Genomic DNA, 12,866 nt, shown 5'->3' on the forward strand with positions numbered 1-12,866 from the left:
CGAGCAACTAGACGAGGTTGTATATGGAAATAATGATTGTAGGTGGTCAGTATGATGGTGAGTGGGTCACTGTGGGAAGCCATCCGCTGCCATACATAAATATGTATCCTAAGCTTGAACCTTTAACAGCGCCGTTACCAATATATGTAAACCCCAAGGCGACTGTGGACGTACTTATTTACAAGCTAGAGATGGTTCGGTTATCACCTCAAAAGTGGCATTACGAATATCACTATCAAGGTCGCTAAGGCGGCCTTTTTGCTTTCTACATTCGCATGGGTACTGGATTGGTTAATCCGATCGTTGTGAAACAGTATCCAGCCGAATGTGGTAATCCGTTATCAATTTTACTATCCGTTATGAAATCATCACGGATAACCATTTCGGTGACGTTAACGATATGGTCCCAATTAAAAGTCCACACATCACTAGCCGTAGGCAATCGTTAATACCTGCACGCTGGTCATGTGTGGCAAATCTATTTTAAGGCTCACTTCGGTGGGCCTTTTTTATTTCTGGAGCCAGAAAAATGAAAACTTATATCGCTGGCCCCATGACTGGCTTGCCTAATTTCAATCGCTCTGCATTCAATGCGGCAGCCAAAGAGATAGCGGCTTCTGGTCACGTCCCGCTGAATCCAGCAATTCTCCCTGACGGATTATCTCAGCCTGACTGCATGTGCATTTGCATGGCAATGCTTCAACGAGCTGATGCTATTTACATGCTTGATGGTTGGCAATCAAGCGCAGGCGCTCGGGCTGAATATTCTTTAGCTGAAAAGCTTGAGATTGAGATTTTGTTCCAAGACATGACCATTGTGGAAATGTTAATGCGTAACGCCTCGCTTAAATAATTTAGCCCGCCGCCAGCGCCAATCACCCTCAAACAAACTCCGGGTCTGAATGGATCATGGCGGTGGGATATTCCCCAAAACAGCAAATACACGCCCAGGCCAACTGGCAGGGGGAGACTATGAGAATGGATAAATATTCAAGCGGCTCATCCTACTGGTTCGGCGGCATAACCACGATGCTCGGTGCGCTGTCATTAAACGAGTGGGCGCTTGTCATTGGTATCGCCTGTACTGTCGGAACGTTCGGGGTGAACTGGTACTACAAGCGCAAAGAATACCAACTACGGGAGCGGTCAAATGTTTCCAGCTCTCCGCAATAAGATAATTGGCGTATCGGCTGCCGGGGCATTGGCAATTGCCGGAGCATTGCTTGGTGGTGACGATGGTTTAGAAGGCCGCAAGCATGTGGCTTACTACGATGTCATTGGTGTTTTAACGGTCTGCGATGGCCACACCGGAAAAGACATCATCCCCAACAAAAAATATTCAGATGCTGAGTGCGACGCTTTATTGCAAAAAGACTTGGCCCCAGTACAGCGTACTGTAGATGCTGCGGTAAAAGTCCCACTGAGCAAATACCAGAAAGCTGCCTTGTACTCATTCACTTATAACGTAGGCCAGAGCGCATTCACTAAATCCACTCTGCTTAAAAAGCTCAACACAGGCGATATCAAAGGCGCTTGCGATGAGTTACGCCGCTGGATATATGCCGGTGGCAAGCCGTGGAAGGGGTTACAGAACCGTCGCGAGATAGAGAGGGAATTATGTTTAGCGGGATAAAGAACATATTCACCTATCTGCCTGCGCTACTGCTCATCATTCTGGCTGGCTTATCGCTTTACTACTATCACGAAGCTGACGAGTGGCACGAGAAAGCAGACGCAATAGCCAAAGAGCGTGACGAAGTCCGGTTCATTCTCAGCAACCAGGTACGCATGGTTAACATCATCAACGATATCGCCAAGGCCAACGAGAATGACAAACAGAAAATTGCTCAAGCGGGTGAGGCTCGCGTTGTTTACATTCGAGAAGCGATTAAAGGCGACGATTGTACTAATAAGCCTGTTCCTGCTGCCGCTGCTGACCTCCTGCGAAAACACGCAAATCAAATACGTTCAGGTGCCACAGGTACCGATACCAGCAAGCTTACTTTCTGACTGCATCCCTCCAGAGATATCCGAGATATTAACTTGGGGTAACAGCCTATTGCTGAATGACACCTTGTTGACGGTGATAGAGCAGTGCAACGCAGATAAGGCGAGCATTCGACAAATCGAATCAACCCGACAAGGTGATAAATAGAATTGTTCAACCCCGCAAGGAGTGTGATCACATCTTGCTGACGGGTAAGCCGTAAGTGGTGTAGCAACTCTGTGAAGACGTGGCAAAGCTGCGCTTGTCGCAACTTGAGTACAACACACATATCACCTGACGTTTTATAGCGGCAGATCGAATAAGAGGGCTCGACTTAGGTCGGGCTTTTTTTATGCAGTAAATCTAACGCCATGCCCGGCGTAACCAACCATAGATCCTGTTTGGAAATGAGCCTCAGAGGAATGCCGGTATAGCTGGTGAGCTTCTATGGGCTGTCATTTCTGGGCACTGAGGGTCATTTCCAAAAGGAATACACTATGAATTATCCAGTAATCAAAGAAGTAGAATTCAATGGTGATCATCTGACAACCGTTCGAAAAAACGGCATTGATTATGTGGCGATGAAACCAATTGTGGAAAGTATTGGCCTCGACTGGGCTTCGCAGACGGTAAAGCTGAATAAAGACCGCGAGAAGTACGGGTGTTGTGATATCGCAATACCTTCTAAAGGCGGTATTCAAAACATGCTCTGCCTTCCACTACGCAAACTCAACGGCTGGCTGTTCAGTATCAACCCTGCAAGGGTTAAGGCATCAATTCGGGGTAAGTTGGTCGAATATCAAGAAGAGTGCTTTGCTGCTCTGCATGACTACTGGACTAAAGGCGTAGCAATCAATCCCCGCAAACAAAGCATCATGGAAGAACTTAACCAGGCTTGTGCGGACATGAAACATGATAAGCGCATTGCCAGCATGTTTGGCACTGGACTTAATGAGTGGAAGGGCGTGAAAGCGGGGCATTTATCAAAGATCAAATCACTGGTTCAGGAAGCCAACGAGCTGATTTGTTACGTGCTGGCTGAAACAGGGAAAGGGAAGGTAACCCGAACATGACCAACGGCGAGAAACAGCAACTGGAAACTATCTGCCGTTACTTGAAGGATGGTTTCCAGTATTTGAATTGTGGCCGGATATCTATTGGCTTATCGAATGTTGAGAAGGCGGAGATCCTTCTCGATGTTTTACTGGCGACAGAAGACCAGAAGCGGTCAAAGCGATAAATAGGAGGCTCTGAAATCGGAGCCGCCTCAATCGAGAGCCACTTTCACAACGGCTTTTAATTACCAATTACAAAATGAAGCAGGTCCTTGGTATTGTGTAGGAGAACACTAACCGAGGATGTAAATGATGGAATGGATCGACATAGAGGTAGAAGAGCCAGCGCTTTATCAACGCATTTGGGTTCAGAGTGATCAGGGCAACATCCTTTGTGATTATGCTGGAGATCGTAAAATTAGAAATGTCGAAGGTTTTGTTGAGATTAACTATAGAAATTTTGTAATCCAGCGCTGGAAGCCATACATACAAGAATAGTTAAGCCGCCTACGGGCGGTTTTTTATTTGATGCTATTTATAAAACTCTGCAAAAGGTGCTCACAAGTGCCTTTGACAGAATCTTATATAGGTTTTCAATCGTGTTGGTCTCGCCATTTCCGAGTGGGAGACTTTACCAACCAGCGGAATATTCTAAATGGCGACCAAAAAGAAAACTGGCCGCCACAATTACTAGCCTCGCGCTTCTCTGCCGTCTTCATCTTCGGCAACGCGATAGCGCCAGTACTTATCAGGCTTAACCCAAACAACATCTATGCCGCTATCGACTCTGAATTTATTAATGACTTTAGTCGATAGGGCTTGGTTTCCATCTGCATTCTCTTTTAGGTGCTGCTCTTGACCGCCTTTCACAAGGTAATCAACAACGTCCTGCTGATATAGGCAACCGTCATTTTTTAATTCGCCCATCATCCAAGAAGAAATATCAGCTACTGAATACTGGTGGGCGTTTGGGACTATGGCTTTGGGACGACTAGTTCCAAGGAGTCCGGCTTAAAATAACCTTGCTCAAGTTTCTTTCCTGCAAACCATTGACACAGGAAAGAGTTACCCTGAGAAGATAAGAAAACCTTTACGGTCATGTCTGGACCTCCAGATTTCAACTTAACAATGTCACCTGCTTTAAACTCGTCACTCATAACATCTCCCTATAGCTAGGTATATATGGCACTCACCGACAAGCAAGAAATGTTCTGTCGCGAGTACCTCATCGATTTGAACGCCACGCAAGCGGCAATTCGGGCGGGGTACAGCGAAAATACCGCCCGGAAGATTGGTAGTGAGAACCTCACAAAACCAGACGTCCAGAACAGAATCGCCGAACTTAAATTACAACGCAATGAGCAGGTTAACATTGACGCGGCTTATGTTTTGAGACGCTTGGTTGAAATCGACCAAATGGATGTCCTTGATATCGTGAAGGATGACCTCTCTCTTAAACCTGTTAGTGAATGGCCTCCTACATGGCGGCGCTATATTTCAGGGTTTGACGTCGCCGAGATGTTCGAAAACTCAGGTGAGGGCGGCACTCGAGAGTTGGCCGGCATCCTCAAGAAGATCAAATGGCCGGACAAGGTGAAGAACCTTGAACTGCTCGGTAAGCACATCTCAGTGATGGCATTCAAAGAACAAATTGAGCAATCCGGATCTATAACTCACAACATTATGCCAGTCCCGACCTGTAACAGCGCTGACGAATGGGAGGCAGCCGCACAGCAACAGCAAAGCGAGGTATTAGGCAAATGAGCTACAACGTAGTTTGGAAGCCGTTACCTGGTTCTCAGTCGCTTTCGTTGAGTTGTCCGTGTGATGAAATCCTTTTCGAAGGAACCCGAGGACCGGGTAAAACAGCCGCTCAGTTGGCTCGCTTTCGGCGAAAGGTTGGACTGGGTTACGGCACGTTCTGGCGCGGTGTCATCTTCGATACAGAATATAAAAACCTTGCCGATATTATTACTCAGTCAAAGCGCATGTATCGCCTGTTTGGTGATGGCGCTCGTTTTCTTGCCTCCGCATCGGAATTGCGTTGGGTCTGGCCCACCGGTGAAGAGTTACTTTTCAGGTTTGGTAAAGAAGAGAACGATTATTGGGACTATCACGGTCAAGAGTTCCCGTTTATCGGCTTTAATGAGCTGACAAAGCAGCCTAACGCAGACTTCTATGAGTCGATGTTCTCCTGTCGGCGGTCATCGTTCAGGCCACAAGATTACCCGCTACCTGATGGCTCGTTACTGCCAAACATCCCGCTTGAGACATTCAATACTACCAACCCGTTTGGCATAGGCCATACATGGGTGAAGAAACGCTTCATTGAGCCAGCGCCGCGCGGAACGATAATCCGTGATACTCAGATGGTGCCAAATCCGCAGACTCAGCAGGATGAGGAAATAACCCTTACGAGGGTGGCTATTCATGGCTCGTTCAAAGAAAACCCGTATCTCGACCCCGTTTATATTGCCTCACTGATGAACATCAAAGACCCCAACAAACGCAAAGCTTGGGTCGAAGGCTCATGGGATGTGACCAGCGGCGGGCGGTTTGACCATCTGTGGAATGAGAGCATTCACGTTATAAAGCCATTCCGCATACCAGATAGTTGGACTGTTGACCGATCTCACGACTGGGGCGAGTCGAAGCCATTTTCTAATCTTTGGTGGGCTCAAGCCGATGGTACAGAGGCATCGCTACCGGATGGCACCAAGTTCTGCCCGCCAGCCGGTTCGCTGATTCTTATTGGCGAGTGGTATGGCTGCCCGACTGATGAGCTGAATAAAGGCTTGAACATGTCATCAACTAACGTTGCCAAAGGCGTTGCATGGTTGGATAAGCGTCTTGTTGGTGAGGATATTGCTGAGCCTGAGGAAACTAAAGGGCAAGGCCAGATGCATATCATGCCTGGTATTTGCAAAAAGGTTATTCCGGGCCCTGCTGATGGGTCCATTTTCAATACTGGAGACAGTGAGTTATCAATCGCGCAAAAAATGGAAGCTCAGGGTGTTAAATGGCTTCCAGCGAATAAAAAACCTGGGTCCCGCATTAACGGTGCGTCTCTATTCGCGGACATGCTTGAGGCTGTTGTTGAAGGCAAAGCCGCTGAATCAGGGATGCCGGAGAAACCTGCATTCTATGTTTTCAACTATTGTCGTGGTTGGATAAGCCGCATACCGTCGCTTGTCCGTGATGATAAAAACCCTGATGACGTAGATACCACTCAAGAAGACCATGACTGGGATGGCACTCGCTATCGCGTATTGCATGTCCATTACAAGCCAACCGGCAAAGTCACTCAACTACGGATGTAACCCATGCCAGATATTTCAACACCCAATCTCGATTATGGGAACATGACCGAGGCGTGGGACATTAATGACGCTCTGATGGGCGGTACGCTTTATATGCGCCAGCTCGGAGAGCAGCATTTACCCAGATGGCCCAATGAAGATGGTGATAGCTACAAGCAGCGGCTATCCGTAGCTACATTGCTACCAGCTTATGAAGAAACGATTAAGAATAACGTTGGGCGGGTATTTTCTGAGCCAACACAACTTAGCGAGGCTACGCCTGATGTAATTATTGATTACACCAAGAATTTTGACTTGGAAGGAAATCGCTTGGATGTGTGGTCGCAGGAATACTTCAGCCTCGCCCTGCAATATGGACTTGCTCATGCTCTGGTGGATTATCCCCGCGTAGGTGATATCAAAACAAAAGCTGAAGAGAAAGCGACTGGCGCACGTCCTTATGTTGTCTTAATTAACCCGCGTCAGGTTATCGGCTGGAAGTCAGAAACTAAAGATGGGAAAGTCAGGCTCACTGAGTTGCGGATAAAAGAAATTGTTGTCGAAGATGCTGAAAATTACGCACAGCACAAGATTGAGCAAATTCGCAAGCTTACTCCTGGTGCTGTTGAGTTACATCGTAAGTCAACTGGCAAGAGTGCAGATGGTGGTGATGTGTGGGTTATTCATGATGCATGGGAAACATCACGTAATGATATTACCTTGGTTACTCTTTACACCAAACGCACTGGTTTTATGTGTGCAACACCACCACTTATTAGCTTGGCACTGCTGAATATCAAACATTGGCAGAGTCAAAGCGAGCAAGACAACATTCTTCACGTTGCCAGAGTGCCGTTGCTGACGGTATTTGGATTGGAAGATGGGCAAGAATTAACGATTGGCGCATCAACTGCCACCAGATTCTCTGACCGCTCAAAGCAAGGCCTTGAGTATGTAGAACATACTGGTTCTGCTATCAAGTCAGGGAAGGATTCACTGAATGATTTAGTTGAGCAAATGCGACAAGCTGGGGCAAAGATGCTCCGCGCAGAGAACACTTCAACGAAAGCGGTGGATCAAGTCACTGAGGAGCGCATGCAAGAGCAATCGCCGCTCTATACCATGTCCAACTCTCTTGAAGATGCACTGGATAATATTCTGCAGATCATGGCGGAGTGGTCGGGTGAGAATGACGGTGGCAGTGTTGATATTCGCACTGAACTGGAGACGGCAGAGCAGGCGTTTAATTCGACCTCTGCGTTAGCTATACAGGCATTGCGTCAAGGTGGGGATATTCGACCTATCGATGCGGTTCGAGCCCTGCAAGTTCTTAAGATTATCGATCCCGACGCTAAGCCGGATGAAGTATTGGACGAGCTTAACAACTTGGGCCCAACCATCGCAGGTGGCTAAATGGCAACGATTAACGAAAGGCTACGTGATGAAACAATAGCACATAGCCTGTTTCAATCTCGTTATGGTTCTGGTGTTGCCCGTGAAATGGTTAAGGTGCTCAACGAGAGCGACGTAGAGCTATCTACTCGATTAATTGTGGCTCTTGATGGGGTTAATCCAAACAGTGTCACTGTGAAGCGCTTGGAGAGTTTGCTGGCGAGTGTGCGCCTAGTGAATAAACAAGCTATTAATGCGATGTATGTCTCTTTGTCCGATGAACTATTGGACTTTGCCAAGCATGAGGCCGGTTATCAGTTGAGTTTGTTTGACTCGCTATTGCCGGGGGCAGTTTTAAACCGATTCCCGTTAGTAGCAATCACCCAAGAGCAGGTTTACGCCGCGGCAATGGCTCAGCCGTTCCAAGGGCGATTATTGCGAGACTGGGCGGAAAATATCGAAGCTGACCGGATGACCCGTATTATCAATGCTGTTAAAAACGGTTACCTGGCTGGTGATACCGTTGAGCAGATAGCGAGAAAGGTTCGTGGCACTAAAGCAAGAAACTATCAAGATGGTGCAATAGAGGCGGGACGGAAGAATGTTACTGCTGTGGTGAAAACGGCTGTCACTCACTTGGCTGCTGTCGCGCGGGATAAGTTTGCTGATAACAACAGCAATATTATCGATGCCAAACAATGGCTCAGTACATTGGACAATAAAACCTCTCACGACTGCATTATCCGCGATCGCCTCAAATACACGCTGGAAGGTAAACCCATCGGGCACAAGGTTCCATATCTTCAAGGACCGGGACGCATTCATTTCTGCTGCCGTTCGATGGAGACTTTAATCACTAAGTCATGGCGTGAGTTGGGGATAGATATCGACGAAATGGACGAAGGTACTCGAGCCAGCATGGATGGGCAAGTACCAGCGGGAACGACATACGGCGAGTGGTTGCAACGGCAATCTTACCGCCGACAAGTTCAGGTGCTGGGAGAGACTCGCGCCAGACTGATGAGAGACGGTGGCATGCGTACAGATGAATTCTTTAGTGATACAGGCGAGTGGTTGAAGCTAAAGCAATTACAACAAATTGAACTGTGAACACTGGGTATTATCTTCTTGCTGGCACTAGCGAATAAGGTTCAAACATGGAAGTATTATGCTTTATTTATGCGAATGAGATGATACATGGACATTGCCAAAGTTATAGAAAATGTACTCTATAACCAGAGTGCTGAAAATGGGAAAACCGGAATAGAGACTGATATACCCGGACTGATGCGTATTCTTGAGAAGTACGGCTATGGGCATCTACAGCGAGAGGAGTTGGAAGACACAATACGAAACCAAAATAAGATTAAGTTTGCGATTACTGAGTTTTCAAACGGAGAAACAGAGATTTCGCTTATTTCTTATAGTGGCTTATCAGAGTACTAAACGTGTAGTTCTAAATCATATTATCAGCAACCTTCTGTTTTTACCGTTCTGACCAATATGAAATAACACATTTAGCCAAATAATCACCAATTGATTCAACCCCGCCACCGAGCGGGGTTTTTTATTACCTGTCGTTAGCGGATGCAATACGGCGAGCGGGTCGGATGACCTTTTTAAAATGGCCGGAAGGCTTGGAGATTAACCATGAAATTGAAATTAGATGCAGATGGAAAAGTAGTTGTTGAGAACGGAATGCCGGTTTATGTCCATGACGACGGCAAAGAAATTCCATTCGATGCTTCTGCTGCACTGAGCAAAATCACTGCGCTAAACGGCGAGGCTAAAACTCATCGAGAAGCGAAGGAAGCGGCGGAAGCCCAACTCGGTAAATTCTCTGGCATCGACGACCCGGCTAAGGCGATTGAAGCCCTGCAAACCTTAACCAAAATCGACCAGAAGAAACTGATTGATGCGGGAGCGGTAGATCAGGTTAAAGCGGAAATTACCAAGGCATTCCAAACCCAACTGGATGACGCAAACGGCAAGAATAAGACTCTGGAGGATCAGCTTTATAAAGAGATGATTGGTGGGCGTTTCGGTAGTTCCACATTCATCAAAGATAAAGTCGCTATTCCAGCAGACTTTGTTCAGGCGCGCTTTGGTCAGTCATTCAAGATTGAAGATGGCAAGGTTGTGGCTTATGACCCATCAGGCAATAAGGTGTTCTCTCGCACTAAGCCTGGTGAACTTGCTGACTTCGATGAGGCGCTGGAGTTTTTGGTCGAACAGTACCCGCAGAAAGATCACATCCTCAAGGCATCCGGCAACAATGGTGGCGGCTCACAACAGCAGACGCAGCATCAGCACGGACAAAAAACACTGAAACGCACCGCGTTTGATTCGATGGGTATGGCAGAACAACGCGCCGCACTCAAAGACGGCGTGGCGATCGTAGACTAATTGGAGCTATAAAATGGCAGCAACAAATACCCTAACGGGCCTCATCCCAACAATTTACACCGCGTTGGATATCGTTTCGCGTGAGCAAACGGGCTTTATCCCCGCAGTAGCTCGAAATACTAAGGCAGATTCAGCAGCAAAAGGACAGACAGTATCAGCGCCAGTCGCTCCAGCGGCCAAGACGGTTGATATTGTCCCTGGCCCGACTGCGTCAGGTGACGCAGGGCAAGAGATTGGTAATGTGGATGTTGTGATCACTAAATCCAAAATGGCACCGGTCCAATGGAACGGCGAAGAGCAACTCGCTATTGGACCGGCAGGGACATACAACACCATTCTTGCCGATCAGTTCAAACAAGCGTTCCGAGCTCTTGCGAATGAGGTCGATGCTGACCTTGGCGCACTGTATTACGGTTCGTCTCGCGCTGTCGGTACTGCGGGTACTACACCGTTTGGTATCGCTGCTGATTTGTCAGACTTCGCGGATTCTCGTCGCGTATTGGAAGATAACGGTGCGCCTACAACTGACCTACAAATGGTACTTGGTTCAGCCGCTATCTCTAACATTCGCGGTAAACAATCAGTTCTGTTTAAAGTGAATGAAGCCGGTACTGAAGAGCTTCTGCGTGAAGGTATCATCGGTCGAATTGAAGGGTTCAATCTGCATAACTCAGCCGGTGTTAAGCGAGTTACAGCAGGTAGTGGCGCAGGCTTCTTAGTCAATAAGGTTGGTGGTCATGCAGTCGGTGATCGTCTGATCTCCGTTGATACTGGCACTGGTACGGTGAAAGTGGGGGATGTGGTCACTTTTGATGGCGATGACCACAAATACGTAGTGGCCGCAGCCACTTCATCAGTTATCACCATTGCTGCACCTGGCTTGATGAAAGCGCTGGCAGATAATGCGGCCGTGACTGTAGGGGGTAATTACACCGCTAACATGGCATTTGACCGCAATGCTTTCCTGCTTGCCTCCCGTACTCCGGCAATGCCTGATGGAGGCGATACCGCTGATGACGTGATGAATGTTACCGACCCTGTGTCTGGCATTACATTCCAGATCGCACTTTATCGTCAGTACCGTCAGGTGCGTTATGAGGTTGGTTTGGCATGGGGCGTCGCGTCGGTTAAGCCTGAGCATAGCACTATCATTTTGGGCTAATTATCAAGGGGCTTCGGCCCCTTTCTTATTTGGAGTAATAAATGGCCGGATTGACGAAAGAGCAGCGTGAAGCAAAGAAACTGATTGCTAACGTGGCAGACCCTGCGGCAACTAATCTTCCTGTTGAACCTGTTGAACCTGTTGAACCTGTTGAACCTGTTGAACCTGTTGAACCCATCACATTTATTCGTATGAATCGTGAATCACCAATGCTGCCTGGTGGGCCAACTGAAGCAGATGTTCACCCTGAATCAGTAGAGTTATGGTTGCTGGACGAATGGCGTATTAGCGAGTAAGGGCGGCTTATGTTGGTTACTAACCCTGATTTTCCTAGCTTCAATAGTTACGCAAGTGTCGATGACTTGAGAGCTTTGGCCGCGTCTCGCGGATATGACGTACCGGTGGATGACGAATCCTGTGAACAATTACTGTTACAGGGAATGGACTACCTTGCAGGTCTTATATGGAAAGGGAGCCGGGTGGTAGCTGAACAACCTTTGTTCTGGCCGCGCATTGGGATTGTGGTCGATGGTTACCTGCTGCCTAAAGACGTCATTCCAAAGCAGGTTATACAGGCGCAATGCAGGCTGGCAGTTGAAGCGCAGGAAATAGACCTATCTCCAGCATTTGCCGGTGGCGGTGAAGTGACTCAAGAGACAGTAGTTGGCGCGGTTAGCGTTTCATATGCAGAAGGTTCCAGCGGTTCATCCCCGAGCTTTACTTGGTTAAACGGGTTGTTGCGCGGAATGATAACCAGCACAAACCAAGTTCGCATGGTGAGGGGATAAGATGACGACTATTGCTTTTGATGGCTTTCATGTGGCTGCTGATTCTCTCATCTCTGAGGGTGGCTACGTTTACGGCTACACTGATAAAATTCACCAAGTAAAAGGCGGTGTGCTGGCTGTTGCTGGTGGTCTTGTTGATGCATCTCTAGCTATAAAATGGATTAACGATGGCAGTCCTGATGATAAAAAACCGAATCTAGAGAGTTTTGATGCCATTTTCATACCCGATACTGGCAATCCTATTGAATACGATGAACGGCTTGTTCCTATGTTTGTGGTTATTCCGTGGGCGGGTGGGACTGGGCGCAACTTCGCATTGTCTGCAATGAAGTTGGGTAAGTCAGCACATGACGCGGTCGAGTTCGCGAAAGAAATAGATCTCTACTCCGGTGGGGATGTGATTTCAATGCGGGTAAGGGAATGATATGGCAATCAATTACCCACGGATGCGAGCGACAGCAACACGATTACTCACTGAGAATGGCATTGCCTACCAGCTCACGCGCGGCGGCGGTGTAGAGTTCATCGGTGGTATCGAGGTTGATATCCCACTCGAAGCTCATACGATTATTGGCGTCATTTCCAGTTACTCTCCCAGCGAGATTGACGGCACATTAATCCAAAACGGTGATGTGAAAATGTCGGCAACTGCTGATATTGAAATTCGCATCGGCGATCTGATTATGGTTGATGGCAAAAAACACCGAGTCATTAAACCTAATCCAGTAAAACCCGCTGCATTGTTGATTTGTTATAAACCACAACTGAGGGCGTGAT

21 protein-coding genes are annotated in these 12,866 nt (G+C 47.6%); 19 read left to right on the top strand and 2 right to left on the bottom strand.

Annotated features, from left to right (window positions below):
- Positions 1–529 precede the first annotated feature (529 nt).
- The 8 genes from BN68_RS00170 to BN68_RS00195 all read left to right on the top strand — a co-directional run bounded on the left by BN68_RS00170 (position 530) and on the right by BN68_RS00195 (position 3,540).
- On the top strand, positions 530–853 hold the full coding sequence (locus BN68_RS00170) for a DUF4406 domain-containing protein (protein ID WP_019209129.1): 324 nt from the start codon (positions 530–532) through the stop codon (positions 851–853).
- A 119-nt stretch (positions 854–972) separates the two neighbouring features.
- The gene (locus BN68_RS00175) at positions 973–1,173 is read left to right on the top strand and encodes a phage holin family protein (protein ID WP_042806445.1); all 201 of its coding nucleotides are present in this window, start codon (positions 973–975) and stop codon (positions 1,171–1,173) included.
- Entirely contained in the window at positions 1,151–1,633 is a 483-nt protein-coding gene (locus tag BN68_RS00180; protein WP_019209131.1) for a lysozyme, read from the top strand. Before BN68_RS00175 ends, BN68_RS00180 begins: the two co-directional genes overlap by 23 nt.
- Entirely contained in the window at positions 1,618–2,010 is a 393-nt protein-coding gene (locus BN68_RS23580; protein WP_042806340.1) for a hypothetical protein, read from the top strand. Before BN68_RS00180 ends, BN68_RS23580 begins: the two co-directional genes overlap by 16 nt.
- Positions 1,973–2,155 (top strand): Rz1-like lysis system protein LysC, encoded by a 183-nt coding sequence (gene lysC / locus BN68_RS24640; protein WP_455685167.1) that lies wholly within the window; start codon positions 1,973–1,975, stop codon positions 2,153–2,155. Before BN68_RS23580 ends, lysC begins: the two co-directional genes overlap by 38 nt.
- A 329-nt stretch (positions 2,156–2,484) precedes the next feature.
- Positions 2,485–3,060: a phage antirepressor N-terminal domain-containing protein gene (locus tag BN68_RS00190; protein WP_019209133.1), complete on the top strand. Its 576-nt coding sequence runs from the start codon at positions 2,485–2,487 to the stop codon at positions 3,058–3,060.
- Positions 3,057–3,227: a hypothetical protein gene (locus tag BN68_RS23785; protein WP_019209134.1), complete on the top strand. Its 171-nt coding sequence runs from the start codon at positions 3,057–3,059 to the stop codon at positions 3,225–3,227. The genes BN68_RS00190 and BN68_RS23785 overlap by 4 nt, the downstream gene beginning before the upstream one ends.
- Before the next feature lie 127 nt (positions 3,228–3,354).
- On the top strand, positions 3,355–3,540 hold the full coding sequence (locus BN68_RS00195) for a hypothetical protein (protein WP_042806342.1): 186 nt from the start codon (positions 3,355–3,357) through the stop codon (positions 3,538–3,540).
- Positions 3,541–3,732: 192 nt separating this feature from the next.
- Here BN68_RS00195 and BN68_RS00200 read toward each other — a convergent pair whose 3' ends face one another.
- Together BN68_RS00200 and BN68_RS00205 are read right to left on the bottom strand one after the other, a co-directional pair.
- Positions 3,733–3,984, bottom strand: a complete 252-nt coding sequence (locus BN68_RS00200) for a DUF6953 family protein (RefSeq protein WP_391592542.1) — start codon at positions 3,982–3,984, stop codon at positions 3,733–3,735.
- A 32-nt stretch (positions 3,985–4,016) separates the two neighbouring features.
- The gene (locus BN68_RS00205) at positions 4,017–4,199 is read right to left on the bottom strand and encodes a YodC family protein (protein ID WP_019209137.1); all 183 of its coding nucleotides are present in this window, start codon (positions 4,197–4,199) and stop codon (positions 4,017–4,019) included.
- Between the two features lie 25 nt (positions 4,200–4,224).
- On the opposite strand from BN68_RS00205, the gene BN68_RS00210 reads away from it, so the two are divergent.
- The 11 genes from BN68_RS00210 (at position 4,225) to BN68_RS00260 (ending at position 12,865) form a co-directional block, all read left to right on the top strand.
- Positions 4,225–4,806 carry a terminase small subunit gene (locus BN68_RS00210; RefSeq protein ID WP_019209138.1) on the top strand — a complete coding sequence of 194 codons (582 nt, stop codon included), beginning with the start codon at positions 4,225–4,227 and terminating at the stop codon, positions 4,804–4,806.
- Entirely contained in the window at positions 4,803–6,362 is a 1,560-nt protein-coding gene (locus BN68_RS00215) for a terminase (protein WP_019209139.1), read from the top strand. Before BN68_RS00210 ends, BN68_RS00215 begins: the two co-directional genes overlap by 4 nt.
- A 3-nt stretch (positions 6,363–6,365) precedes the next feature.
- Positions 6,366–7,754 (top strand): DUF4055 domain-containing protein, encoded by a 1,389-nt coding sequence (locus BN68_RS00220; protein ID WP_019209140.1) that lies wholly within the window; start codon positions 6,366–6,368, stop codon positions 7,752–7,754.
- Positions 7,755–8,843 carry a hypothetical protein gene (locus BN68_RS00225; RefSeq protein WP_019209141.1) on the top strand — a complete coding sequence of 363 codons (1,089 nt, stop codon included), beginning with the start codon at positions 7,755–7,757 and terminating at the stop codon, positions 8,841–8,843.
- Between the two features lie 87 nt (positions 8,844–8,930).
- On the top strand, positions 8,931–9,179 hold the full coding sequence (locus BN68_RS00230) for a hypothetical protein (protein ID WP_019209142.1): 249 nt from the start codon (positions 8,931–8,933) through the stop codon (positions 9,177–9,179).
- A 204-nt stretch (positions 9,180–9,383) separates the two neighbouring features.
- Complete coding sequence (locus BN68_RS00235) at positions 9,384–10,139, top strand: DUF6651 domain-containing protein (RefSeq protein ID WP_019209143.1); 756 nt, start codon at positions 9,384–9,386, stop codon at positions 10,137–10,139.
- 13 nt (positions 10,140–10,152) lie between these two features.
- Positions 10,153–11,301, top strand: coding sequence for a P22 phage major capsid protein family protein (locus BN68_RS00240; protein ID WP_019209144.1), 1,149 nt, complete (start codon positions 10,153–10,155; stop codon positions 11,299–11,301).
- Positions 11,302–11,342: 41 nt separating this feature from the next.
- Positions 11,343–11,597: a hypothetical protein gene (locus tag BN68_RS00245; protein WP_019209145.1), complete on the top strand. Its 255-nt coding sequence runs from the start codon at positions 11,343–11,345 to the stop codon at positions 11,595–11,597.
- Between the two features lie 9 nt (positions 11,598–11,606).
- On the top strand, positions 11,607–12,089 hold the full coding sequence (locus tag BN68_RS00250; RefSeq protein ID WP_019209146.1) for a DnaT-like ssDNA-binding protein: 483 nt from the start codon (positions 11,607–11,609) through the stop codon (positions 12,087–12,089).
- Between the two features lies 1 nt (position 12,090).
- Positions 12,091–12,513: a hypothetical protein gene (locus BN68_RS00255; RefSeq protein WP_019209147.1), complete on the top strand. Its 423-nt coding sequence runs from the start codon at positions 12,091–12,093 to the stop codon at positions 12,511–12,513.
- A gap of 1 nt (position 12,514) precedes the next feature.
- Complete coding sequence (locus tag BN68_RS00260) at positions 12,515–12,865, top strand: hypothetical protein (RefSeq protein ID WP_019209148.1); 351 nt, start codon at positions 12,515–12,517, stop codon at positions 12,863–12,865.
- Position 12,866: the final 1 nt, after the last annotated feature.

It is taken from the genome of Yersinia massiliensis CCUG 53443 (assembly GCF_000312485.1).
Lineage (GTDB): Bacteria > Pseudomonadota > Gammaproteobacteria > Enterobacterales > Enterobacteriaceae > Yersinia > Yersinia massiliensis.